Here is a 22,809-nt window from a genome sequence, read left to right as displayed (position 1 = left end):
GAAAGAGCGGCTATTTCCCGAAACCTTTTAATTGTCTATTCGACCGCTTCCGCCCCTTTAATGACCGTTTAACCAAAATTCACGGTTGATTTCTTCATCATTGTCATAGAGTACCGTCTTATCTTTACCTACTGAAGACAGCGAAATGATGAAGAATAATCTGCTTAAACATATACCCTGGATGATCATCGGCCTGATCGGCGCGTGCTGCCTCGGCGTAGTCGCACTGCGCCGCGGAGAAAACATCAGCGCCCTATGGATTGTCGTGTCCTCCGTCGCCGTATACCTGGTGGCCTATCGGTACTACAGTCTTTTTATTGCTAAAAACGTCATGCAGTTGGATCCCGACCGCGCGACCCCCGCCGTGATTAATAATGACGGCCTCAACTATGTGCCCACCAACAGAAATGTGCTGTTCGGGCATCACTTCGCCGCCATCGCCGGCGCCGGACCGCTGGTGGGCCCGGTACTGGCGGCGCAGATGGGATATCTGCCCGGCACCCTGTGGCTGCTGGCCGGGGTGGTATTGGCCGGCGCGGTGCAGGATTTTATGGTGCTGTTTATGTCTTCCCGGCGCAACGGCGTCTCCCTGGGGGAGATGATCAAGGAAGAGATGGGCCCGGTACCCGGCACCATCGCCCTGTTCGGCTGTTTTCTCATCATGATCATCATTCTGGCGGTGCTGGCGCTGATCGTGGTGAAAGCGCTGGCGGAAAGCCCGTGGGGCGTCTTTACCGTTTGCTCCACCGTGCCCATCGCCTTGCTGATGGGCATTTACATGCGTTATATCCGCCCCGGACGGGTGGGGGAAGTCTCGGTCATCGGCGTGGTATTGCTGCTGGCGGCCATCTACTTTGGCGGCGTTATCGCCCATGACCCCTATTGGGGACCGGCGTTAACCTTCAAAGACACCACCATTACCTTTACCCTGATTGGTTATGCCTTTGTCTCCTCCCTGCTGCCGGTGTGGCTTATCCTGGCGCCCCGGGACTATCTGGCCACGTTCCTTAAAATCGGCGTAATCGTCGGTTTGGCCATCGGCATCCTGATTATCGGTCCTGATCTGAAAATGCCGGCGGTGACGCGTTTTATCGACGGCACCGGCCCGGTATGGAAAGGCGCGCTGTTCCCCTTCCTGTTTATCACCATTGCCTGCGGCGCGGTATCCGGTTTCCACGCCCTGATCGCCTCCGGCACCACGCCCAAGCTGCTGGCCAGTGAAAACGATACCCGCTTTATCGGCTACGGCGCGATGCTGATGGAATCCTTTGTGGCCATCATGGCCCTGGTGGCGGCGTCCATTATCGAACCGGGACTCTATTTCGCCATGAATACCCCGCCGGTGGCCTTGGGCATCACCATGCCGGACCTGCATAACCTCGGCGGCGCGGATTCGGCGCTGATCCTGTCCAACCTGCGGGATGTGACGACGCACGCGGCGGCAACGGTGAGCTCCTGGGGCTTTGTGATCACCCCTGAGCAAATCCTGCAAACCGCCCACGATATCGGCGAACCCTCGATCCTCAACCGGGCGGGGGGCGCGCCGACCCTGGCGGTTGGTATTGCCCATGTTTTCCATAAAATCATGCCGGGCGCCGACATGGGCTTCTGGTACCATTTCGGTATCTTGTTCGAAGCCTTGTTTATCCTGACCGCGCTGGATGCCGGTACGCGTTCCGGCCGGTTTATGCTGCAGGATCTGCTGGGGAACTTTGTCCCCTTCCTGAAGAAGACCGACTCCCTGCCTGCGGGTATGGCGGGCACCGCGGGATGCGTCGGGCTATGGGGCTACCTGCTGTACCAGGGGGTAGTGGATCCCCTGGGCGGCGTGAAAAGCCTCTGGCCGCTGTTCGGCATATCCAACCAGATGCTGGCGGCGGTGGCGCTGGTGCTGGGCACCGTGGTGCTGGTGAAAATGAAGCGCACCCGTTATATCTGGGTGACCGTCCTTCCCGCCGTCTGGTTGCTGATTTGCACCACCTGGGCGCTGGGACTGAAACTGTTCAGCCAGGATCCTCAACTGGAGGGCTTCCTGTACCTGGCCCGCGCCTACAGCCGCAAGATCGACGAGCAGGGCGCCAGCCTGACGGCGCAGCAAATAAGCAATATGCATCACATTGTCGTCAATAACTATACGAATGCGGTGCTGAGCGTACTGTTCCTGATTGTGGTCTATGGCATCATATTCTACGGAATCAAAACGGTGATGGGTGCTCGCAAGACCACCCTGCGCACCGATAAAGAAACCGCTTATATCGCGCTCCCCGAGGGTGGGGTAACCACCTCGTCCGGTCACTGAGCGGGATAGATGACTCACAACCCGCATCACCCGTCATGGTGATGCGGGTATCACAGCGGAGATGCCCTATGTTTGGAAATCTGGGTCAGGCAGGAAAATATCTCGGACAGGCCGCCAGGATGCTGGTGGGTATTCCTGACTATGACAATTATGTTCAGCATATGGCCACCAATCACCCCGATCAGCCGGTGATGGACTATGAAGCGTTCTTCCGCGACAGGCAGGAGGCGCGTTACGGCGGCAGCGGCAAAGGGGGATTCCGCTGTTGTTAACGCTAAGGTTGGTCAAGAGGATCCAAGTATGAACACGCCTTTGCCGGCCACCATTTTATCCGGTTTCCTGGGGGCAGGGAAAACCACCCTGCTGCGCCATATCCTGAATGCCGATCACGGCGAAAAAATAGCCGTCATCGAAAACGAATTCGGCGCGGCGCCCATTGACAACGATCTGTTGGGCGACCGCGCCACGCGCATAACCACGTTGAGCAACGGTTGTATCTGCTGCAGCAGCGCCAATGAACTGGAGCGGGCGCTGCTGGATTTGCTCGCCGGTCTTGACCGGGGAGAGGTGGATTTCAGCCGGCTGGTTATCGAATGTACCGGGATGGCCGATCCCGGCCCGATTATCCAGGCCTTTTTTTCCCATGAGATTATCAATACCCGCTTTTTGCTGGACGGCGTGATTACGCTGGTGGACGCGGTGCATGCCGAACAGCAGCTGTCACGGTTTCCTATCGCCCAGGCCCAGGTGGGATTCGCGGACCGCATCCTGCTGACCAAAACGGATGTGGCCGGCGATTGCGAGGCGCTGGTGCGGCGCCTGCAGGCCATTAACGCCCGTGCGCCGGTTTATCGGGTGGTGAACGGCGATATTCCGCTAACGCAGCTGTTTGGCGTCGAGGGTTTTATTCTTAACGATCGGGTGACCGTGGCCAAACCGTTGTTCCGTCCGCTTATCCCAACGCAAAATAGCGTGCAGTCCATCGTGGTGTATCTGGACGACGCGGTGGAGTTGCCGGTGGTGTCGGATTTTATGGAAAGCCTGCTGGTAAAATATGCCGATAACCTGCTGCGCTATAAGGGCATACTAGCCATCAAAGACGATCCCCGCCGGCTGTTGTTCCAGGGCGTGCAGCGGCTGTACAACGCCGACTGGGACCGGGAGTGGCGTGCGGACGAGGCAAAAACCAGCGTGCTGGTGTTTATCGGCATCGATTTGCCTGAGGCAGAGATCCGCGCCGGCTTCGCGGCGCTGGCATAAAGCGGCCTCAAGCCGCCGGCTGTCCGTGGCCGCGGCCGAACAGCAGCATCGCCAGTCCGCCGGCCAGCACCGTCAGTGCGCTATAGGTAATGGCTCCCGGCGGGCCGAAGGAATCCACCAGCACCCCCCCGGCAACCGCCCCCAGGGCGATGGCTATCTGAAAAGTGGTCAACAGCAGGGCTCCGGCGGTTTCCGCATGATCGGGGGCGGTCAGGGTATTCCAGGTCTGGATGCTGACCGGGAAAGCGCCAAAGGCAAAACCCCAGCCCGCGGTGGCGATAAAGGCGATATATATCGATGCGCCGTCGGCCAGCAGGGAAAACGCCATGGCCGACAACAGCAGCGAACCCAGGGCGACCGCCAGTCTGGCGCTGCGCCCGGCCAACATTCCGCCGGCGATATTGCCGAAAAAGCCGCCGATGCCGAACGCCAGCAGCACAAGAGAGATCATGCGAACGTCAAGATGCGGGACCTGCTCAAGGAAAGGCCGGATATAGGTAAAACCGGCAAAATGGCCGGAGATGACAAACATGACGGTGATAAGACCGATACGGATGCCGGGACGGCGCAGCAGGACGCCGAAGGTCCCGAAACCCGCGCCGGCCTCCGGTTGCAGCCGCGGCAGACTGAGCAATTGCAAAAGCAGCGCCAAAACCCCGATACCGGCGGCCGCCAGGAACGTGGCTCGCCATCCCCAAAGCGCGCCGAGATAGGATCCTAATGCGGGCGCGCACACCGTCGCCGCCGAGACGCCGGTAAAAATGATCATCATGGCCCGCGCCAATAACCGGGCGGGAACCAGCCGCAGCACCAGGGCCGCCGCCAGGGACCAGACCCCGCCGAGGGCGATGCCCAGCACCACCCGCGCCGCAATCAGCGCCCAAATAGTCGAGGCTGACGCCGCCAGCAGGTTTGACAGCACCAGCATCAGCGTTAAACCCCAAACGACATTACGCCGGTCGATTCGGCCGGTGCCCAGCACCACTGCCGGTCCCGCCACCGCCGCCACCAGGGCCGTGGCCGTTACGGCCTGCCCGGCGGCGCCGTCTGAAATGCCCAGATCTCCTGCGATGGGGGTCAGCAGGCTGGCGGGCAGGAATTCCGCCGTCACCAGGGCGAATACACCCACTGACAGCGAAAGCACCGCATACCAGGCGGCGCTCCGTTCATCATCGGCACGGGACGCGGGGCAGGCAAGGGCGTCATCGCCGATACAGCTTTTTTCTGTCATGGTTTCTCCAAAAAATGTGTCAGCACTCGCTTTTCAATGCGGTTAAATGGATGTTACAGTCGATGGGTTGGAACTTCCATGCTAGGAAAACCAAAATGCATGACAATTCGTCCAAATCGGCCCCGCCGACCCCTCATGATCCCCTGACGGATATGCTCAAAGGACTCAGGCTGGACGGAGTGGAATATGGCCGCTGCACGCTGGCGGCGCCCTGGGCGTTCGCCTTTCCGGCCCGGCAGGACGCGATATTTCATTTTGTGTCGGAGCGGGGGTGCTGGCTGCTTAACCCTGCCGGCCAATGGATTGAACTGGGGGCCGGCGATGCCGTGCTGTTGCCCCGGGGCAGCGCCCATGCGCTGGCAAGCGAGCCGGGAGCGACGCCGCATCAGTTCCCCCGTTGGCAGTGCAAAGCGCTGAGCGGCAATATTTTCGATTACCATTCCGGGGCCAAGGGAGAAAACTGCCTGCTGTTTTCCGGTTCCATGCGGTTTAATCTCGACAGCCTGCATCCGCTGTTGCGGATGATGCCGGATGTGATGCGCGCCGATGAGCTGATGAAATGCGAGCCTACCATTTTGCACCTGCTGGAAGCCATGGGATGTGAAGTTGAGATGAACCGGGTCGGCGCCTGCGGCATTATCGCCCGCCTGGCGGACGTGCTGGCCGCCCAGATAATTCGCGCCTGGGTGGAACATGGCAGCGTTGATGCCACCGGCTGGATAGCCGCGGTGCGGAATCCTGAAATCGGCCGGGTGCTGGCGGCCATTCATGCCAGTCCCCATCGCGACTGGCCGCTGCGTGAACTGGCGGAGGTTATGGGGGCGTCGCGCTCCAGCTTCGCCAGTAAATTTTCAGCTATTGTGGGAGAAACCCCGGCCCGCTATGTGGCACAGGTACGAATGCATCTGGCGCGGCAATGGATCAGCCGTGATGCCGCGCGTATCTCGGAGGTAGCCCGCCGGCTGGGTTACGATTCCGAAGCCTCCTTCAGCCGCGCGTTCAAACGAATTGTCGGCACGGCTCCCAGTCAGTTTCGGGCGCAAAACAAATAAGCTACCTCTCGGGGGCAGTCGGCGGCCCATGGCTTGCTATGCTGTTATTTCGTTGCAAAAATAAAGGAACGTCTCCCGCTATTTTTAACATTAAGGCTGGCAAAAAATACCATTGCAAAGCAATGGGTTTTCTCTACTATCACTATTAAAAGTAATCATTGACCCTAAATAAATATTGATGCATCCATGCGAGCATCGATTAAGGAACGGCAATGGCACTTGCACCTCCCTTTTTACCACAAATAATGAATGGGCAAATACCGACAGCCAACATCCAATCTGCTGGCGGCGTGATATATCAAATCTTTCGTAACCAGAATCCAGCGGTGGATGATGTCGTACAGGTATTTTGGGATGGTGTATTAATAGGCAGTTATATTATCAGAAATCCAGATACGGATTTCCCCATAACAGGTTTCGTGCCGGTGCAGTTGGTACGGCGAGGCGTAAATACAATATTCTACACTATCACGGATCGTTTCGATAATCCTGCCAGTTCAGATCCTTTGAATGTGAATATAACCATTTCATTGTCAATGATAATTTCAATCGGAGCCGCCAATCTCGATTTCGACGCTATTAGGGTGAATCCATTTAATCGCGGTGTGGTCTATGGCAATCCGGGCGCTAGAATTAGGCTTAGTGTAAGTAACGGAATGGCTTATTTCTATGAAACAGAAGAAAGGACTTATGAACTTAATATCGATTCCACCGGGCAAGGTTTTTTTCGTCTATTTTCATATGATCAGGAAAATTATTTTGTAAGTGCTTATGAACTGGCCACTAGCGCATCTTCTATTTCCACGACGTTTTTCGGTCCCTTCCGGGCCGGTGAAGATAAAATATTATATGTCAATTATACTACCGGCGCACCGGCGAATAATAGAACATACAACTCCATTTATGTGAAAACGGACACCGTTTCCAATCGAGGAACGCCTATCACCCAGATTTTGGCGCAAATTCAGAACAGCAGTACTGCATCCATTATCGGCGGCACGAATATCGGCGGTCCCAGCTATTCGTTGATTTCACTCAACAGCGATCAATCCGCCACCATTGATATTATTGACTCGGTTGCTGAGCCGGTCACCGTGATACTCTCTCTGCCTCAAGCCAGCGGTTCGTCACTGTTTATAGATACTGTGTTCGCTTCGCCGCCTTTAGGACTTCTCAATATTCAGCCGGAGCCTGCGGAGAATTTTGATGCGGAAATACTTTCAAATGGTGGTTAACTTCGTTGCTGTTATTAAACATGCTCCCGATATTTCTATATCAGCCAGAGGTCTATTATGCAAGAAAAACCCTGTTCAGATGAGGAAACCTTCCCCGAAGAGGAGCCATTAGCCGATTACAGCCTGACCCTGGCGGTGACGTCAGGTGCTCTGGCGAATGGCATTGCAACTAATGCCGCAACGGCTACGTTGAAATCTGGCAATAATTACCTGGCTCAGAGGACTATTAACTTTGAGCTAACGGGCAGCGCAAGATTCACCACCAACAACTTGCAACGTGATTCCGTTAATACCAATAGTCTGGGTAATGCCACTATCACTTTTATCAATAGCCTTCCTCAAGAGGTGACAGTCTATAGCAGTTTTACTCCTTTGAATGGTGAAGAGATTTTAGCGAGAAAGAATTCTACCTTTGAAGATGCTGCTTCTCCGGTGCTCATTTTAAATTCAAGAGTTGATAAAAATAATGCTTATGCGGACGGTATTCTGCCTAATACCATAATTTATACAGTGCAGAATTCCGCCGGGCAGCCAGTTTCTGGTGTGCTTATTAATTTTACGCGTTTATCAGGCGAGGCCAACTTAATTCCTGCCGTTGACAGCCGGACCAATTCACAAGGCATGCTCACTCTTTACATGTATACATTGACACCTGGCCCGGTCTCGGTTCGCGCATACATTGCCGATCAGCCGGATATCTATAAGGATGATAATGTTAATTTCAGGTCCAATGACATTTTAATCGTTAGTGTGGAAAATGACTTCGTTCCCGCCAATGGCACGACCCCGGCTCAATTGTTATATCTTCTTTTGGGTAGTCAAAGCCAACCGGTAAGAGATGCACAGCTAGAATTTCGAGCTACCGGTAATGCCATGTTGCCCAGCTCGGGTTATACAGATAACAATGGACAGTATTTATTGAATGTCACTAATTTCTATCCTGAGAGAGTGACGGTAACATGCTACTTGATAGCTGACCCCTCAGTGAATATTCATACCGATGTGACTTTTGTTCCATCATAGCGAAGGCGAAGTTATCGCATAACCCTGATTAATTCGGTTATCGAGACCGTCACGGTTACTGCCGAAATCGTATTAGAGCCACTGACGAATAGCTATGCGGATGTGAGCTTTACCTAATCCTTACGAAGTTATACCCCAGAATCGGGCAGCTTTTTTAGCGTGCCGTATACGGGCTACCGATATAAAGTCAAACAGCCGGAGGCAACTATGTCATACAATACTTTGCCATCAATTCCTCAGGGTGAATGCCATGACCTGACGTTGGCGGCCACCACGAATGCCATAGCCGACGGTTGCGATACCAATAGCGCAACCGCGCGGTTAAGTTATCAAGGCTGCCCGTTATGCGGACAACTCCTCTCATTCAGTTTGTCCGGCGATGCCCTGTTTAGCGATGGAACCCAGCAATGCTCCGCTACCACGGACGGGCAAGGGGAGGCGACGGTATTTTTTACCGATACCCGGGCGGAAACAGTGCTCATCACTTGCAACTATTATCAGACCCAATCCAGGGAAAGCGTCAGTTTTGATAACAATCCCCTGGCAGATATCAATCTCTCCGGGGCGGTATTGCAAAATAACGCACCGGCTGACGGAATTAGCCGAAACGCCATGCGTTATCGCGTTTATCAAGCGGCAGGGAGCGCTCCCGTACCCGGAATAGCACTGGCTTTCAGCGTCGGCGGGGGGGCGATGCTGATTCCACCGACCGGCCCCTGGGTTACCGATGACAACGGGCTCTATGATCTGCATGTCACCAACGGCACGCCCGGCCAGGTGTTGATTAACGCCCAGGTGCCCAGCGTTCCCGGCGCCAATAATAATACTTTCCTGAATTTTACTCCGGCGGCGGTGTATTCCCTCACTTCCAATACGATCAGAAACTATCAACCGGTCGGCGGCCTTTCCAACGCTATTGTCTTCTCCCTCGACCGGAGTGGCGCGCCGGCGGCTAATGAAAGAATGAGTTTTACCGCGACTCCCCCTACCGCGACGATTATGGCCGCCAATGCGACTGACCAGGCTGGTCAATTGCTGGTAGATATTCTTAGCCCCCAGGCCGGGGAAGTGGAGATTACCGCCGTTGTTGATTCACAACCCGGCCTGCAGCCCGTCCATGTCATTGTGACTTTCACCGAACCTGCACAGCGGTATTTTATTGCCAACACCGTAATAAGAGATGATACGCCGGCTGCAGAGCCCATAGGGAATATAGTGCTCTTCACCGTTTACTCGCTCGCGGACAGTACAATTCAACCCGGCATCGTATTGGATTTTTCCACTACCACTCTCGGCACATCGCGGCCCCTGCCAATAACAGGGACAACCGGCCCGGATGGCTCTGTTAGTGTAAGGGTGCTTGCTAGCGATGCCGGGACTGTCAGGTTGACAGCAACCATTAGAACGGAGCCCGCGACAACGTCCAATGTCGATACGACATTTATTTAAGCGTTGCCGGCGAACGGCCATAGCGCCAGGAATATCCATCCCCTTCCCGCGTGACATATCCGGCGGAGGCGCCGGGGAAATGCGCGGGCAGAATAAGCGCGTTGTTTTGTGCCGCCTGTTCCAGTAAAGCCAATCTTGATGCCAGGGCCGTCCGCGGGTCCAGGCAGTAGGTTGATCCCCACTCCGGGCGGGCAACCTGCAGCGGGCTGTGCATGGCATCGCCGGAAAAAATGGCTTCATGGCCGCCGGAGCGCAGGGAAATAATCATATGTCCCGCGCTGTGCCCAGGGGCGGGATGAAAAGCGATGCCCGGCAAAATCTCACCGCCGTCCGCGGCCATGACCACCGCCTGATTGGTACAGATAACCGGCAAGATACTGTCGTCAAACAGCATGCGGCGTTTTTCCCCGGCGGGGGTAAAAAAATACTCCAGCTCGGTCCTGGGCAAAACATATTTGGCCTTGGGAAAGGTAGGTTGCCATGCGCCGTCCACCCAGCGGGTATTCCAGCCCACATGATCGGTATGCAGGTGGGTCAGCAGGACATAATCAATGTCTTCCGGCGCGGCGCCCGCCGCCGCCAGCCGTTGCAGGAACGGGTTTTCCAACTGATGGAACAGCGCGCTGAAAGGCCGGGGCTTATGGTTGCCGATGCCGGTGTCGATGAGGATTTTCAAACCGTCCATGTCAATCAGCCATGAATGCACGCTAAGCGTTATCTCCTGTGCCGCGGTAAAATCCACCGGCAGTTTCCGGCGTGCGACGGCCTCATCCATATCCTCCAGCGCGGCGGGATACAGGGTGTTGAACGCCAACGGAAACTGCGTTTCCACGATGCGGGTGATGACGGCGTTTCCCAGCCGGTAAGAGACGGTATTTTCTGACATACTTTTTTCCCCGCGATAAGCAGGCCTGATGACAACGACCATTCTTTATGATCATGGCAAGCCGGCACGATAAACGCCAATGCCGAATTATTGGTGTTTTGATGCCTGCAAAGCATCAATGCCTTTTGCCGGCATCTTCCGCGACGTGCTGCGCCAGCAGTTCGACGAAACGGTCCAGGGCCGGGTTGAGATGGCGCCGACGCCAGACAAAATAGAGCGGCAAGGGTACGGAGATATCCGTCAGCGGCAGGTAGTCCACCTGCGGCAGGGGCCGGGAAAGATTAAAGCTGTTGACGATAGCCACGCCAATCCCCGCCGACACCAGGCTCAGTACCGCACCCTCGTCACGGGCCGTTTGGACAAAATCCGGCGAAAACCCGGCGGCCCGGCAGGCGCTCAGTAACTGGTCGAAATACGCCGGGTATCCTGCACGGGGGAAACCGATATAAGGCATGCCTTTCAGATCTCTGGCCGCGACGCTTTCGGCAAAACGATGGCCCCAGGCCGAAGGCGCCGCCAGCACGACATTGTCGCGGCGCAGCGCCAGACCGGTCAATGGGTCTTCCAGCGGGTTGAACAGGTAAATAAAACCGCCGTCGAGCGTGTCCGCAAGCATCATTTCCAACTGCTGCGGCGTGTTGCCGGCAATCAGCTCCATACCGATATCGGGACAGGCCGTGGAGAAAGCACTGATAACATCAGGCATGATGCCGCGCCAGGCGGCAATTTCCAGAAAGCCCAGCCTTATCCGTCCCGCCTCGCCGGCGGCAATACGCCGGGTTCGTTCGCCGGCGGAGTCGAGATCCGCCAGTATCCGCTGTACCTCCCGGGCATAAGCCTTTCCCGCGGCATTGAGGTGGATGCCGCGGGGCAGGCGTTCGAATAATCTCATGCCCAGTTCGTCTTCCAGATCTTTTAACTGGCGGGAAAGGGCCGGCTGGGTGACATGCAGATGTTCAGCGGCCAGCCGGACATTTTCCGTCTGCGCAATCGCCAGAAAATAACGCAGATGCCGTAATTCCATATGACCGCCCATGCCTTATAGGCATCAGTTCAGATTACGATCATTATCGTCATAATCGGTCAGCGTTGGCGAGCGGAGTTGTATCGGACCTGGGTGATTACCAGCCCAGGGTTTCGCCCCGGTAGTTCAGGAACGCGATGCCTTTTTTACCCAGGCGGCCCAGCAGCATATCGGCGACCCCGTTGGTGCTGGTTTCAACGTCCAGGATCGCGTCCGGTCCACCCATATCCGTTCTGACCCAGCCGGGCGCCACCGCCGTCAGCGACCAGGGCGCATGCTGACTTTCCGCCGCGAAGCTGCGCAGGGATTGATTCAGGGCGGATTTGCTTGAGCGGTAGGGTTCCCAGCCTCCGTCGGTATTGCCGGAAATACTGGCCAATTCCGATGACATCACCGCCACCGCGCCGCCGGCCCGCACCAGGGGCGATAAAACCCGGGTGGCGGTCATGGCGCCGATAACGTTGGTGCGCATCACCGCCAGCAGCCGTTCGCCGAACGGCAGCGCGGCATCCCCGGCGGTGCCGGCATTCACCATCAGCAGATTAATCTGGCGGCCGGAGAGTTTTGCGGCCAGGGCGTGCAGCTCCTCTTCTTTATCGATATCCACGGTCTCGACGGACAGGCGCGGCTGGCTCGCCGCCAACTGGCGCAGATCGGGCCGCGTGGAACCCAGGCGTTCGGTTGCGATGACAAACCAGCCCCGTTCAAGAAAACGACGTACCAAACCATATCCCAGCCCGCGGCTGGCGCCGATGATAAGCGCGGTAGATTCATTGGTCATAAAACCTCCATTAAGAGTAAACGCGGTCATCCGTAAGGATGTCGGTAATATGCCGTCAGAAAGATTGACTGATAAGATCTTACAATAAGCCAGCATGTCTGACGGAGCGATGTGAATAAAACCCACAGTCTGCTGGGGAGCGACGGGTTTGTCGACAACGCTAACCTCATTTCATTGATGCCATAACGTCATTAATCGACGCCCGGACGCCTCGATAATTCTGTGGCCGTAGAGTTATTGTGTCTCGGCCATGACTTTAAAGCCTTCATTGAAATGTCATAAATCTCGCGCAGAGTGTCCAGCAATAATACCCACCAGCTCGGCTGTCTTTTCCTGTTGTTCAGAACGAAACGGGTGATGATGACGCGTTTTTTTAATCCCTCGGCAACGAATGTACGCCTTCTCGCCCTAGGCTGTGCGGTCCGGGTGTTGTGCGCCATGGCGCTGGATGTCTGGATTGGCGTAAATCCTCGCAGCGAATGCCTGTCCGAGGCGCAACGCATCATGGAGATGATGGCGCAGGCATGTGCCGAATAGCGCATGCCGGGTCAGGCCGGAATAATCCGCTGAGCCTTCAACAGCTCAAACAGGTCGATAAACGCGTCGCGGGTGTCCTGATAGTCCAAAAACCCGGCTTTCCTGCTTTTGCTCATATTGGTCATGACCTCCATCGGCCGGCCGAGATCGGCGTCGGTGTGCCACCATGAGGCCAGTTTATCAACGTCGGCTTCCCGCAGCGAATGACGTGCGGCAATGGCTTTCCACTGGGTCGCCGCATCCTGCATGTGGTGTTCCAGCGGTTGAGGGGAATCGGGGAAAGGCGCCGCCTCGATACCGAAATAGTCCGCCAGTTGCGACCACATCCATTGCCAACGGAACACATCGCCGTTAACCACGTTGAAATCTTCATTTTGTCCGCCGGGCCGGGTGGCGGCCCATTCCAGATGCCTGGCCAGCAGCCGGGCATCGGTCATATCCGTCAGACCGTGCCACTGCATGGCCGAACCCGGAAACACAAACGGCCGACCGGTGTGCTTGCATAAGGTTGCATAGACCGCCAGCGTCACCCCCATGTTCATGGCATTGCCGATGGCATAGCCGATAATGGTATGGGGCCGGTGCACGCTCCAGGAAAAATCAAATTGTTTGGCCGCGGCGAACAGTTCATCTTCCTGGGCATAATAAAAATTATCCACCGGCTGCCGCCCCTGCTCTTCACGAAAGGGCGTCGGGGGAACCGCGCCGGTGCCATAGGCGTCAAACGGACCTAAATAGTGTTTTAATCCGGTAACCAGGGCGGCATGGCCATGGGCCAATGTCCCGCCGAGAGTATGCAGCACGTTGCGCACCATGGTGCCGTTGACCCGGATGTTCTCCTGTTCATTGGCCTGCCGCGCCCAGGCGGCAAAAAATACCCGATCAACCTGCAGCCCTTGCAGCGCCGACCGTACCGACGGCTCGGAGGCGAGATCGGCAATCAGGGAAATCGAACCTTCCGCAACGGGGGTACGGCCGCGGGAGATGCCGTAAACCTGCCATCCGTCTTCAAGCAGTCTTTCCGCCAGCGCGCTGCCGATAACGCCGCTGATGCCTACAATCAATGCGCGATGCTGCATGATGGATAACTCCCATACTGTCAGTGAAATAGCTTTGCCAAGCTCTAGCCTGCCAGCTTAAACTAGAACTGATTTCTTATTTCAGTTATTATTTCCGGCCATTAACGAATATTTGTCCTTAATATGACATCTTCCCTCGAACGCCTGACCGGCATCGCCCCCTTTGTCTATGCCGCCGACTGCGGCAGTTTTGTCGCGGCGTCGGAACAATTGAACCTTACCGGTTCCGCCATCAGTAAAAGTGTAGCCCGGCTTGAACAGCGGCTGGGCGTTCGCCTATTTGAACGCACTACCCGGCAGTTGAAGCTCACCGATGCCGGGCAGGCCTTTTACGAAACCTGCACCCGCATATTGTATGACTTGGCGGAAGCGGAATCGGTGCTGGCGGCCCAAAAGACCACTCCTGCCGGACGGCTGCGCATTGATTTACCGGCCTCGTTCGGACGGCTTAAGGTCATGCCCGTCCTTACCGATTTTTGCCATCGCCATCCTTATTTGCGTCCTTATATCACCTTCACCGATCGTCTGGTTGATTTAGCGGAGGAAGGCATCGACGTCGCGGTGAGAATCGGCGGCATCAACGAGCTGCCGCCGGCCATCGGACACCGCTATCTGGGGTGCGAAAGGCTGATTTTCTGCACGACCCCGGCGTATCTGGCGCGCCGGGGCGTACCGGCAACCCTGGGAGATCTCGCTGACCATGACAACATTGTTTACGGTAACGCCAACGGGGCGATGAAACCCTGGTCTTTCCCGCCGGACGTGGTCACCCGACCTCCGATGATGGGCTATCGCATGATGGTAAGCGACAGTGAGGCGCAGCTGGCTGCTCTGCGGGCCGGACTCGGCATTGCCCAGATCGCCACATGGCTGGTGGACGAGTGTCTGGAAAACGGCACATTTGTCCAGGTGCTCAAGGATGTTTCCCAGGATGGACTGCCGTTGCATCTGGTGTGGCCAAAAAACAAACAGCTGCTGCCTAAGGTTGATGCGCTGCTACAGGCGTTAACGGAGGGTCTGGCAATTCGTTGACGGCTGCGTAGACATTCCGCAGCCGCTCCTGAGCAGTCATGGCCGAGGGGGTAAAACCTTTATTTTATTGACCTATTTTTTATTGACCTGTTTTTTTTGTTGTACCAGGCAGTCGAGCTCCTCATCGGTGAGACCCGTCCACTTCTTGACCAATGCACGATCAGTACCATCCGCTAAAGACTGCCGGGCTACCTCAAGCTTACCTTCCAACTTGCCTTCTATTCGACCGACATGCTTTCCCTCCTGCTTGCCCTTCTTTAGCCCTATCAATTCAAAATGTTGTGCTATGGTTATCATATCCTCTTCCTCCAGACAACCCGTCGATGGGTTTTAATCTCATTATCCGGGATGACCGACAGATCAATCACTGGAAAGGGGCGGGTATAAACATCCCTGGCCAATTCCCCATCGCGGAAACAGCTAAACCAGTCATTGTCATAGGGGTAACCGCTTTTAAGGCCCCCTTGATAAAACAACAGCGGCACCACCACCGGCAGCGTTTTATGCCCCTGATCAAGGTGCTGCTGCATGGCCGCCAGGCTATAACGCAGCAAACGAAACGCCATTAACCGATGCGGGCTGCTCTGGTGTTCCACCAGACAATAAATATAGCCTGTTCCCTTGCGAGTCCGCACCGAATAAAGCATATCCGAGTAATGGGTGCGTAAATTTTTTTCAACAAACGAACCGGAGCATAGGGTCAGTGTATTAAAATTGCAGCGCTGCCGTAAAGAGGGCGGCAAATGTATTTGAAAAAAATCCCGGGCAATGCCGACATCGCTCAAAAATGTTTTGAATAATGCATCATGATGGGAATGATTAATTATCATATAAGATGTCCATATCATTATTAATTATAACAATCGAAACAACACGGCGTTCTCGTTTTTCTCAAAAAAGATTTTCTATGGGGCCTTGTAATGCGTCTTGCGCTTATTTGTAGACGATCATGCCCGTTACGCCGCCGGGGCCGGCCTGATAACCAATCGCCCCGGTTCCACCGATACCGTGACATGCTGGCCGGTCAGAAAGCCGCAGGTCTCAAGCCAGCGGCCGCCAAGATAAATGGCCGGGGAAGGGTTGTCCCTGCCGCCGTTTGGGACGTAGCCCACAATATAACGCCGGTCTGAACGGTCCGCTTGTGCCGTATGAGTTACTGCATGAACAACCTTTTTAGCCATGGTGAGTCTCTCTTTGATTTAACGTTGTTGACGGTGAACGACGAATAAGAACTGCCAACGGTTTGCCGCACCAAGGTAGGGAAAACAACGGGCATGGGAAATAACGAAACGCCAGATAAACCTTGGTAGTTCTGTTATCAGATAAAAAGTGGAAATATACGCCGTCTTAACACTGTATATATTATCAGGAGGATTAAAAAAGTCGAAATAAAAAACAGAAAAGAACGATGAAAAATATTTATTCAAAAAGATATGCTTGATGTAATTTTAAGATATATAACGTTCATTGATATCATTTTTTATTTCACCGCTGGGATAAACTCACATGCATTATATGGGCTGCATATCGACATGATGGCGCACAGTAAATAGGCTGATAGGCAAAAATACCGGCGCGGGCCGGTCTCCTCTCCTCTCTTGCCCGTTGCGCTGCCTGGGGTAAGGCAGTATGTTGAATTGAATCCTTTACAATGTTGAATCAAGTATTTCGTCGCCGCGTTTGGCTTAACGTTTGGCGCACCGAACACAAAAGGGTAATGTCATGATCACGTTTTACTTTAATTTGGCGCCCAACCCCGCCAAAATCGCGCTCTTCCTGGAAGAAGCGCAGCTGCCTTACGACGCCGTTCCGGTGGATACCGCCAAAGGGGAACAACATCTGCCCGCCTTTCGGGCCATCAATCCCAACGGTAAGGTGCCGGCGATTACCGACGGCGAGGGGCCGGGAGGCAAAGAGATCAGGGTGTTTGACTCCACGGCCATCCTGCTTTATCTGGCGGAAAAAACCGGCAAATTCCTCGGCGCTCCGGAGGATCGGCCGGAACTGCTGTCCTGGCTGCTGTTCATTGCCACCGGCGTGGGACCCTATTCTGGCCAGGCGGTGCATTTCCAGTACGCCGCGCCGGACGCTATTCCTTATGCCGTCAATCGCTATCGCCGGGAAGTGGAGCGCCATTACCGGGTATTGGATAACCATCTGGCGGGACGGGAGTATATCGTGGGAGAGGGGTTTACCATCGCCGATATATCAGCCTGGGGCTGGCTCGACCGCGCGCCGAAGATATTCAAGGGCGAAGACGATCCGCTGGGGAAATTTCCCCATCTGAAGGCCTGGTTCCAGCGGGTGGATGCCCGTCAGGCCGTGAGCCGCGCCCGGGCGCTGGGTAAAGATCACAATTTTAAAACCGCCAGCGACGAAGAGAGCCGCCGGGCGCTTTTCCCGTCCAATTATCCGGACAGCCAGGGCTAACGGACAGGACCCTGCGACGGCTTCGCCGGGTCTTACCTCACCATACCGCCCATATCCCGCCCATTAGCCTTATCATCTTTACGCTCTGCGGCGAGGGCAAGGGCTTCGTTCCGTTCTGCGGCGCTCTTCGTAACGGTTTTCTCTACCCTAAATGCAAAGCCTTTTTCCTTCATAACCTGATCAACGTCGGCAGACAATTTATGCAATTGACCTGCCTTTTTGCTGTTATGGGCCGCCTGGTTATTTTTCACCGTGGCAAGTTTGTTGGCCACCTGATCGCGCAATGCCGTTAACTTAGTGTTAATGGTCTTCGGTGTATTGAAGGCGTTGATCGGCGTATTGCGTATTTCTTTGAACTGCTTGGTCAATGCGGTGATTTCCCGGCTTGTGACATGCTCCGCCGGGGTGAGTGCTTGATGTTTACAACTGCCTAATCCGAAAATACTCATTGTTCGCTCTTTATGTAAGTCAAAATAATTAGGCTGAAAACAATGTCACAGTAATCGTCGGGAAAATATCAAAAAACGACCAACTCTGTCAGCCCACAGAATGGAAAATTGATCTTGCTGCGATTGCAACCAAGGAAGCGCTAACGAAAAGCCCAATGCATTTAATGGGCTAGAGGAGTTTAGGGTCCGACTGAACGCCTTATGAACCGAATGGGGAGATTCATCGTTAACGACGGTGAATCTCCCGGGAAACACGTTTAAGGCTTAATGTAGCGGCGCCAGGGTGGAGTCGCTTCGGGGTTGGGAAGGGGATTTGTCATCAAACTTCGGCGCTTTGACAAAGGTCCATAAAATCACCGCGCCGCCCACGTCCAGTACGCTTAAAAAGATAAAGAACGGGTTGTAGCCGATGGTTTTCACCAGCGCGCCCATGATCAATGTACAAATCAGGATACCGGTCCAGCCGGCGGAACCGGCGAAGCCGCTGACGGTGGAGACCTCGTCCCGTTTGAACAGGTCGGTGGCCATGACGATACACTGAGTGGACAACATTTGATGGGCAAATGCGCAGATGGAAACCAGTCCGATGGCCACATAGGCGCTATTGACAAAACCGACAAATGACAGCGGCAGCATCATGAGCGCGCCGAGGGAAAAGGTCAGCCGACGGGCATTGATGGTGTTTACCCCCCAAACCTTCATCATGATTTTATTTAGGAAGCCGCCGGCCAGTCCGCCGAAATCGGCGGCGAGAAAGGGCAGCCAGGCGTATAGGGCAATGTCTTTTAGCTCCATGTGGCGTACCGTTATCAGATATATCGGCAGCCAGAAATTAATGGTGCCCCAGGTGGGATCGGCAAGAAAGCGCGGCAAGGCGATACCCCAGAAATTGCGCATTTTGAAAAAGGACATCACCGCCGGTTTTTTGCCGTCGGCCATCAAATGCCGCTCTTGGCCCGCGCTGATATAATCCGCTTCCTCTTTGGTCACCATAGTGTGTTTTTGCGGCGAGTCGTATAAGAACCACCACATTACGGCAAAAACCAATCCTATGGCGCCGGTGATGACAAAGGACATCTGCCAGTTGTATTTCAACAGCGCCCAGACCACCAGCGGCGGCGCCAGCATGGCGCCGATTGAGGTACCGATATTGGCGATACCGCCGGCGATGCCTCTTTCCGTGGCCGGGAACCATTCGGAATTACATTTTACCCCCGACGGAATGGCGGATGCTTCGCTGAGTCCCATGATGCCGCGCAGGAACGCCAACCCACCCCATGAGGTGCATCCCGCATGGGCCATATTGGTCACCGACCAAATGACAATCATGATGAAAAAGCCGAGTTTCAGGCCAATAATGTCGATGATATAACCGCATATGGGCTGCGCGACGGTATAGGCCAGTTGGAATGAGCTCAGAATCCAGGAATATTGTTGTTCAGTAATATGTATTTCTTTAAATAACGTCGGCGCGGCCACGCTTAACGAGCTTCTTGCCAGAGCGTTAATGATGGTGCCAAGCGAAACCAGGCCAATCATCCACCAGCGAAGATGTTTTATTTTCATTTTGAAAGCTCCTGCGCGCCCAAAGCCGACAGCCAAAGATGAGGCAGTACGGCGGCTACAATGTTCATCACCAGTTGTCCTTTGCAGAGTAATTAATTATGAGAGCAAATTAGAACATGTAAGACTACCATTCAAGTATGATAGGTGTGGTTTTATGAGACGTGTACCATATAAAAATGCAACGCAACTCTTTGCATTGCAAAAGTGTAAGGCCAGGCATTTTAAGCGCTTTGGGCAGGCTCACATTACCTCTCTACTGCAAAATCAGGTATTGTTGGGATCTTGCTGCCGATGATGATGGTGAATGTGAATGGGTCTCGTGGGATTCTCTTTTCCGCTTCTGTGCGCCTTGCTATTGCTGGCTATCGATCTGACGCTGTGGCAATGGATTGCAAACAAATGGTTTCGCTGGAAGGTATTAATTCGTCTGGGTTTGTACTTCCTTTTCAGCCTGGCGTTAATGAATGCCGGATTAAGCCCCTTGTCCCCGATTCCGGCGGCAATACCGTCGTCCTATCATGCACTGGTGATTATCCTGGCTATTGCCTGGTGGCTGTTGGGGGCCCGGACGCTGACCGTGCTGATGATACTGATATTGGCGCCCCGCATCGGCGGTAAAGGCCATCTTCTGCAAGACGTGCTGGGGGCGTTTATTTTCCTGATGGCTGCCTTGGCGGCGTCAACCTACGTGCTCGATTTACCGCTGAAAGGCCTGCTGGCAACCTCCGGCGCCGTGGCGATTATCCTTGGCCTGGCGGTGCAAAGCACCCTGAGCGACGTATTTTCCGGCATTGTGCTCAACGCCACCAAGCCGTTTCGCGTCGATGACTGGATACGGGTGGATGATATCGATGGGAAGGTGATTGAGATCGATTGGCGCTCAACCCACTTATTGACCCCGGAAGGCAGCATGGCGGTGATCCCCAATGCCATGGCGGCCAAAACGCGCATTGTCAATTTCAGCCGTCCCGATCATTTTCATTCCGTTACGCTCAGCGTTGAACTCCCCGTGCGGTTGCGTCCCAGCCTGGCGCTGGACGCCCTGGAGAAAGCGCTGCAAGGCTGCCGGGAATTACTGCTCCAGCCCCAGTCCGGGGCGCTGGTGAAAAAAGCCTATGTACGATACGTGGAATATGAAGTGACCGGCTACGTCAAATCCCGGGATCGTCTCGATGCGGTGCGTAATCAGCTATACGACCTCATTTATCGCCAGCTGTCGGTCATGGAAAGCCTGGATCGCGGGAATCCGGTCAGACCGCAGACGCGGCAGTCGGCTGTGCTCAATACCGTGAGCGCGTTGCGCATGCTCAGCGACGACGACAGGGCCGAGCTCGGGGAAAAAATGCGGCTGACGCTGTTCAGCGCCGGCGAGGTGATCCTTGAGCAGGGCGTAGTGCCGGAGGAATTGCTCATTATCGAGTCCGGGGTGGTGTCGGTGACCACCGGATCGCAGGATAACGAACTGGAGGTAGGCCGCATGGGGCCGGGAGAAGTCATGGGGGAGACCGGCATCGTCGATCACAGCGCCTGCGTGGCGCGGTTCAGCGCCATGACGGACTGCGTGGTTTACCGAATCAGTTACGACTCCCTTGAACCTTGGCTGGAGGAGCATGGGGAATTGCGCGAGGTCATGGTGAGATTGGCCCATTTCCGTGCGCAAAAAAGGGATTCAGTGGTTCAACAGCAGCCCCCTGCGCCCAGAAAAAAAGGCTTTATGCACTGGCTGCGCCAAATGCAGAGGAATCCCAGGGAATGACCCATGCCAGTCTTTACCCTTTGCTCGGCAGCGCCGTCACGGAGCCGGGGTAAATGACTTTCCCACGGATGATCACTTTGCTGGGTTCGACATCCGCATCCGTGGCCCTTCTGATGGCCAGATTCAGCGCCTGATAGGCAATTTCATTCATGTTGTGGGCGATGCAGGGAAAGCTGAAACCGTAGATATTGGCATCGGGTATTTCGTCAATACTGAACAGCGAGACATCTTTCTGGGGTTTTATTTTATGATCGATACAGGACTTGATGATACCCAGGGAAATCTGGTTATTGGTGCCGACAAAATAATCCGGCAGGGGATTGCTTTCGATATAGCGGCTGGTGACCTGGTAGGCCGGCATCATGAAAAAATCGGCGTGCAATATGTCCAGATTCTCAATGGCTCCCTGTAATACCGCGCTGATTCCAATGATGCGATCCCGCGATACGTTTGAGTCTTCCGGACCTGAAACCACCACCACCCGGTTGACCTGCTTCGACAGCAGGTAGCGGCCGGCCTGTAGCCCGCAGTCAAGGTTATCGATATATACCCCGCTGCAGTTCTTGACGTTGAGATCCCGGTCCACCAAAACCACGGGGATATTCAGTATTTCCAGCCGTTTCAAATAGGCGGGGTAATAGGACCTGTCGGAAGAAATAACGGAAAGAATAATCGCATCGACGCCGTAGCCGATGAGCTTGTCAATGATACGGTTTTCTATTTCCTGTGACTCATAGGAATCGAAAATCAGGGTGTCATAGCCTTCTTTATGCGCGGCCAGCGTCATCTCTTTAGCCAATTGCCCAAAGAAAGGGTTGCTCATATCGGGATTGACGATCCCGATGGTTTTGCTGGCCTTGGCCCGCAGGGTCCGGGCCGCGGCATTGACGATGTAACCCATGCTTTCAGCCGCGTCCAGGACGCGTTTCAACGTGTCGGGATGAACTTTTTCCGGATGCGTAAAGGCTCTGGACACGGTGATCTTACTAACATTTGATTGAGCCGCGACGCTCTCCAGCGTCGCCTTCCGATGTCGAGATGCTACCACAGGCGCCCCACAGTCTAAGCTATCATTGTGCATCATTATTCTATCATGACATAACAATGCTGATGATGCCAGTCTCCCGGAGACGGTTGTCGCCGGCGGGCATTAGAGCGTCGAGGCGCGCACGACCTTCGGATCGGTAAAAATATCGTAATCGTCGCGGCTTTCCGAGGAGAATTCCGACACGACGGCGCCCTGCGTACCGGCCTGGAACCAATGCCGGGTATTGGGGGCGATGGTGTATTGTTCGCCGGGCCTTAAGAGTATATATCTATGACAAGTATAATATTTTTCAAAGCCTTCCGGCGGTCGGCACATGAGGGAACCGTCCTGGCGTTTATTCGGCGTCAGGCTATCATCATCCACAAACAGATAGACTTCCCCCCAGCGACAGCGAAACGTCTCCTGCTTGCCCGGCCCCTGATTGAAAGGGGGATGAAGATGTTCCGGGCAGGTCTGCTCGGGCAACAGCACCAGCTCTTTGGCACAGTAGCGCGGCGAATTGATATAGGTCAGCAGTTGCAGTCCCGAACGGGGATAATCACCCAGGCCGAAATCAGCTATCTCAATGTTTTCCCTTTCTTTTGCCGTTAACATGATATGAGCAGATTCGAACATATGCTGCGTTTGTTCGAGAGCACTGGTACGAGAGGTGTTGATCATCTTATCCCCTTA

General features: G+C 54.8%; 21 protein-coding genes and 1 pseudogene. 11 read left to right on the top strand and 11 right to left on the bottom strand.

Annotated elements, in window-relative coordinates:
- The first annotated feature begins 145 nt into the window (after nucleotides 1-145).
- The 3 genes from ACL2XJ_RS05505 (at nucleotide 146) to yjiA (ending at nucleotide 3,559) form a co-directional block, all read left to right on the top strand.
- The gene (locus ACL2XJ_RS05505) at nucleotides 146-2,299 is read left to right on the top strand and encodes a carbon starvation CstA family protein (RefSeq protein ID WP_132924753.1); all 2,154 of its coding nucleotides are present in this window, start codon (nucleotides 146-148) and stop codon (nucleotides 2,297-2,299) included.
- A gap of 68 nt (nucleotides 2,300-2,367) precedes the next feature.
- Nucleotides 2,368-2,571, top strand: coding sequence for a YbdD/YjiX family protein (locus ACL2XJ_RS05500; protein WP_132924755.1), 204 nt, complete (start codon nucleotides 2,368-2,370; stop codon nucleotides 2,569-2,571).
- Nucleotides 2,572-2,599: 28 nt separating this feature from the next.
- A complete protein-coding gene (gene yjiA / locus ACL2XJ_RS05495; protein ID WP_413725904.1) occupies nucleotides 2,600-3,559 on the top strand; it encodes a GTPase in 960 nt (319 codons plus the stop codon).
- A gap of 7 nt (nucleotides 3,560-3,566) precedes the next feature.
- Here yjiA and ACL2XJ_RS05490 read toward each other — a convergent pair whose 3' ends face one another.
- On the bottom strand, nucleotides 3,567-4,790 hold the full coding sequence (locus tag ACL2XJ_RS05490) for an MFS transporter (protein WP_413725903.1): 1,224 nt from the start codon (nucleotides 4,788-4,790) through the stop codon (nucleotides 3,567-3,569).
- 95 nt (nucleotides 4,791-4,885) lie between these two features.
- On the opposite strand from ACL2XJ_RS05490, the gene ACL2XJ_RS05485 reads away from it, so the two are divergent.
- The 4 genes from ACL2XJ_RS05485 (at nucleotide 4,886) to ACL2XJ_RS05470 (ending at nucleotide 9,549) form a co-directional block, all read left to right on the top strand.
- A complete protein-coding gene (locus ACL2XJ_RS05485) occupies nucleotides 4,886-5,842 on the top strand; it encodes an AraC family transcriptional regulator (protein WP_413725902.1) in 957 nt (318 codons plus the stop codon).
- Between the two features lie 212 nt (nucleotides 5,843-6,054).
- Nucleotides 6,055-7,077 (top strand): hypothetical protein, encoded by a 1,023-nt coding sequence (locus ACL2XJ_RS05480; protein ID WP_413725901.1) that lies wholly within the window; start codon nucleotides 6,055-6,057, stop codon nucleotides 7,075-7,077.
- A 57-nt stretch (nucleotides 7,078-7,134) separates the two neighbouring features.
- The gene (locus ACL2XJ_RS05475) at nucleotides 7,135-8,100 is read left to right on the top strand and encodes an Ig-like domain-containing protein (RefSeq protein WP_413725900.1); all 966 of its coding nucleotides are present in this window, start codon (nucleotides 7,135-7,137) and stop codon (nucleotides 8,098-8,100) included.
- 261 nt (nucleotides 8,101-8,361) lie between these two features.
- Complete coding sequence (locus ACL2XJ_RS05470; protein WP_413725899.1) at nucleotides 8,362-9,549, top strand: Ig-like domain-containing protein; 1,188 nt, start codon at nucleotides 8,362-8,364, stop codon at nucleotides 9,547-9,549.
- Here the strand turns inward: ACL2XJ_RS05470 and ACL2XJ_RS05465 are convergent.
- From ACL2XJ_RS05465 to ACL2XJ_RS05455, 3 genes are all read right to left on the bottom strand, one after another.
- Nucleotides 9,542-10,435: an MBL fold metallo-hydrolase gene (locus ACL2XJ_RS05465; protein ID WP_413725898.1), complete on the bottom strand. Its 894-nt coding sequence runs from the start codon at nucleotides 10,433-10,435 to the stop codon at nucleotides 9,542-9,544. The genes ACL2XJ_RS05470 and ACL2XJ_RS05465 overlap by 8 nt on opposite strands.
- 115 nt (nucleotides 10,436-10,550) lie before the next feature.
- Nucleotides 10,551-11,459 (bottom strand): LysR family transcriptional regulator, encoded by a 909-nt coding sequence (locus ACL2XJ_RS05460; RefSeq protein WP_413725897.1) that lies wholly within the window; start codon nucleotides 11,457-11,459, stop codon nucleotides 10,551-10,553.
- 97 nt (nucleotides 11,460-11,556) lie between these two features.
- On the bottom strand, nucleotides 11,557-12,240 hold the full coding sequence (locus ACL2XJ_RS05455) for an SDR family NAD(P)-dependent oxidoreductase (RefSeq protein ID WP_413725896.1): 684 nt from the start codon (nucleotides 12,238-12,240) through the stop codon (nucleotides 11,557-11,559).
- 357 nt (nucleotides 12,241-12,597) lie between these two features.
- On the opposite strand from ACL2XJ_RS05455, the gene ACL2XJ_RS05450 reads away from it, so the two are divergent.
- Nucleotides 12,598-12,777 carry a hypothetical protein gene (locus ACL2XJ_RS05450; protein ID WP_413725895.1) on the top strand — a complete coding sequence of 60 codons (180 nt, stop codon included), beginning with the start codon at nucleotides 12,598-12,600 and terminating at the stop codon, nucleotides 12,775-12,777.
- 11 nt (nucleotides 12,778-12,788) lie between these two features.
- Here ACL2XJ_RS05450 and ACL2XJ_RS05445 read toward each other — a convergent pair whose 3' ends face one another.
- On the bottom strand, nucleotides 12,789-13,856 hold the full coding sequence (locus ACL2XJ_RS05445; protein WP_413725894.1) for an SDR family oxidoreductase: 1,068 nt from the start codon (nucleotides 13,854-13,856) through the stop codon (nucleotides 12,789-12,791).
- Between the two features lie 123 nt (nucleotides 13,857-13,979).
- Between ACL2XJ_RS05445 and ACL2XJ_RS05440 the strand changes: the two genes are divergently transcribed.
- On the top strand, nucleotides 13,980-14,888 hold the full coding sequence (locus ACL2XJ_RS05440) for a LysR family transcriptional regulator (protein ID WP_413725893.1): 909 nt from the start codon (nucleotides 13,980-13,982) through the stop codon (nucleotides 14,886-14,888).
- Nucleotides 14,889-14,960: 72 nt separating this feature from the next.
- Here ACL2XJ_RS05440 and ACL2XJ_RS05435 read toward each other — a convergent pair.
- Nucleotides 14,961-15,718, bottom strand: a pseudogene (locus ACL2XJ_RS05435) (Rpn family recombination-promoting nuclease/putative transposase).
- A gap of 126 nt (nucleotides 15,719-15,844) precedes the next feature.
- Nucleotides 15,845-16,069 (bottom strand): SymE family type I addiction module toxin, encoded by a 225-nt coding sequence (locus tag ACL2XJ_RS05430; protein ID WP_413725891.1) that lies wholly within the window; start codon nucleotides 16,067-16,069, stop codon nucleotides 15,845-15,847.
- 541 nt (nucleotides 16,070-16,610) lie between these two features.
- Between ACL2XJ_RS05430 and ACL2XJ_RS05425 the strand changes: the two genes are divergently transcribed.
- A complete protein-coding gene (locus ACL2XJ_RS05425; RefSeq protein ID WP_203520549.1) occupies nucleotides 16,611-17,318 on the top strand; it encodes a glutathione S-transferase family protein in 708 nt (235 codons plus the stop codon).
- A 32-nt stretch (nucleotides 17,319-17,350) separates the two neighbouring features.
- Here ACL2XJ_RS05425 and ACL2XJ_RS05420 read toward each other — a convergent pair whose 3' ends face one another.
- Both ACL2XJ_RS05420 and ACL2XJ_RS05415 read right to left on the bottom strand, forming a co-directional pair.
- Entirely contained in the window at nucleotides 17,351-17,767 is a 417-nt protein-coding gene (locus ACL2XJ_RS05420; RefSeq protein WP_413725889.1) for a hypothetical protein, read from the bottom strand.
- Nucleotides 17,768-18,031: 264 nt separating this feature from the next.
- Nucleotides 18,032-19,333: an MFS transporter gene (locus ACL2XJ_RS05415; protein WP_132924844.1), complete on the bottom strand. Its 1,302-nt coding sequence runs from the start codon at nucleotides 19,331-19,333 to the stop codon at nucleotides 18,032-18,034.
- Between the two features lie 310 nt (nucleotides 19,334-19,643).
- Here ACL2XJ_RS05415 and ACL2XJ_RS05410 point away from each other — a divergent pair, with 310 nt between their 5' ends.
- Nucleotides 19,644-21,089, top strand: coding sequence for a mechanosensitive ion channel domain-containing protein (locus ACL2XJ_RS05410; RefSeq protein ID WP_413725888.1), 1,446 nt, complete (start codon nucleotides 19,644-19,646; stop codon nucleotides 21,087-21,089).
- Nucleotides 21,090-21,102: 13 nt separating this feature from the next.
- Here the strand turns inward: ACL2XJ_RS05410 and ACL2XJ_RS05405 are convergent, their stop codons facing one another.
- Together ACL2XJ_RS05405 and ACL2XJ_RS05400 are read right to left on the bottom strand one after the other, a co-directional pair.
- Entirely contained in the window at nucleotides 21,103-22,137 is a 1,035-nt protein-coding gene (locus ACL2XJ_RS05405) for a LacI family DNA-binding transcriptional regulator (protein ID WP_413725887.1), read from the bottom strand.
- 102 nt (nucleotides 22,138-22,239) lie between these two features.
- Nucleotides 22,240-22,797, bottom strand: coding sequence for a D-lyxose/D-mannose family sugar isomerase (locus tag ACL2XJ_RS05400; protein ID WP_413725886.1), 558 nt, complete (start codon nucleotides 22,795-22,797; stop codon nucleotides 22,240-22,242).
- Nucleotides 22,798-22,809: the final 12 nt, after the last annotated feature.

The organism is Sodalis sp. RH16 (genome assembly GCF_047324245.1).
Taxonomy (GTDB): Bacteria; Pseudomonadota; Gammaproteobacteria; order Enterobacterales; family Enterobacteriaceae; genus Acerihabitans; species Acerihabitans ligni.
This window is presented reverse-complemented; position numbering and strand designations above follow the sequence as displayed.

Coding starts and splice junctions, on each gene's coding strand:
- ACL2XJ_RS05500 (WP_132924755.1), top strand. CDS start 2,368: ATGTTTGGAAATCTGGGTCAGGCAGGAAAATATCTCGGACAGGCCGCC.
- ACL2XJ_RS05420 (WP_413725889.1), bottom strand. CDS start 17,767: ATGAGTATTTTCGGATTAGGCAGTTGTAAACATCAAGCACTCACCCCG.
- ACL2XJ_RS05485 (WP_413725902.1), top strand. CDS start 4,886: ATGCATGACAATTCGTCCAAATCGGCCCCGCCGACCCCTCATGATCCC.
- ACL2XJ_RS05445 (WP_413725894.1), bottom strand. CDS start 13,856: ATGCAGCATCGCGCATTGATTGTAGGCATCAGCGGCGTTATCGGCAGC.
- ACL2XJ_RS05430 (WP_413725891.1), bottom strand. CDS start 16,069: ATGGCTAAAAAGGTTGTTCATGCAGTAACTCATACGGCACAAGCGGAC.
- ACL2XJ_RS05480 (WP_413725901.1), top strand. CDS start 6,055: ATGGCACTTGCACCTCCCTTTTTACCACAAATAATGAATGGGCAAATA.
- ACL2XJ_RS05425 (WP_203520549.1), top strand. CDS start 16,611: ATGATCACGTTTTACTTTAATTTGGCGCCCAACCCCGCCAAAATCGCG.
- ACL2XJ_RS05475 (WP_413725900.1), top strand. CDS start 7,135: ATGCAAGAAAAACCCTGTTCAGATGAGGAAACCTTCCCCGAAGAGGAG.
- ACL2XJ_RS05440 (WP_413725893.1), top strand. CDS start 13,980: ATGACATCTTCCCTCGAACGCCTGACCGGCATCGCCCCCTTTGTCTAT.
- ACL2XJ_RS05400 (WP_413725886.1), bottom strand. CDS start 22,797: ATGATCAACACCTCTCGTACCAGTGCTCTCGAACAAACGCAGCATATG.
- ACL2XJ_RS05490 (WP_413725903.1), bottom strand. CDS start 4,790: ATGACAGAAAAAAGCTGTATCGGCGATGACGCCCTTGCCTGCCCCGCG.
- ACL2XJ_RS05415 (WP_132924844.1), bottom strand. CDS start 19,333: ATGAAAATAAAACATCTTCGCTGGTGGATGATTGGCCTGGTTTCGCTT.
- ACL2XJ_RS05465 (WP_413725898.1), bottom strand. CDS start 10,435: ATGTCAGAAAATACCGTCTCTTACCGGCTGGGAAACGCCGTCATCACC.
- yjiA (WP_413725904.1), top strand. CDS start 2,600: ATGAACACGCCTTTGCCGGCCACCATTTTATCCGGTTTCCTGGGGGCA.
- ACL2XJ_RS05410 (WP_413725888.1), top strand. CDS start 19,644: ATGGGTCTCGTGGGATTCTCTTTTCCGCTTCTGTGCGCCTTGCTATTG.
- ACL2XJ_RS05450 (WP_413725895.1), top strand. CDS start 12,598: ATGATGACGCGTTTTTTTAATCCCTCGGCAACGAATGTACGCCTTCTC.
- ACL2XJ_RS05505 (WP_132924753.1), top strand. CDS start 146: ATGATGAAGAATAATCTGCTTAAACATATACCCTGGATGATCATCGGC.
- ACL2XJ_RS05460 (WP_413725897.1), bottom strand. CDS start 11,459: ATGGAATTACGGCATCTGCGTTATTTTCTGGCGATTGCGCAGACGGAA.
- ACL2XJ_RS05455 (WP_413725896.1), bottom strand. CDS start 12,240: ATGACCAATGAATCTACCGCGCTTATCATCGGCGCCAGCCGCGGGCTG.